Origin of the sequence: Mesorhizobium sp. M7A.F.Ca.CA.002.04.1.1 (assembly GCF_004022805.1) — a bacterium.
Taxonomy (GTDB): Bacteria; Pseudomonadota; Alphaproteobacteria; order Rhizobiales; family Rhizobiaceae; genus Mesorhizobium; species Mesorhizobium ciceri.
In genome coordinates this window covers 1-413 of record NZ_RZPL01001338.1, presented here as the reverse complement: position 1 = coordinate 413, position 413 = coordinate 1, and the positions used below count along the sequence as shown (strand labels likewise).

At 63.4% G+C, this 413-nt stretch carries 1 protein-coding gene; it reads right to left on the bottom strand.

The annotated features are described in order from the left end of the window. Positions 1–413: glutamate-cysteine ligase family protein (locus ENZ75_RS34095; RefSeq protein ID WP_245481387.1), on the bottom strand; the 413-nt coding region annotated here is incomplete at both ends.

Genomic DNA, 413 nt, shown 5'->3' with positions numbered 1-413 from the left:
AGAAGCAGAATTCGAGCAGGCCCGAGCGCTGGTTGTCGGTGTCACGCCAAATGTCGCCGCGCCAGCTCTGCAAGCCGTTCGGGTGGCTTTCGGTGAAAGGCGAATTGGCGAACAAGGCCGTCGACAGCGGCTGCAGCTTCAACGACACCTGCATCTTGCGGCGCATGTCGGCCTCGCTCTCGAAGTCGAGATTCACCTGGATCGTGCAGGTGCGGTACATCATGTCGAGGCCCTTGGTGCCGACCTTGGGCATGTAGCGCGTCATGATCTCGTAGCGCGATTTCGGCATTTTCGGCGTCTCGGCAAGCGACCATTTCGGGCTGCCGCCGAGGCCGAGGAAGCGGATGCCCATCGGCTCGGCGATCTCGCGCACCTGCGCCAGATGGGCGTTGCCCTCGCGGCAGGTCTGGTGG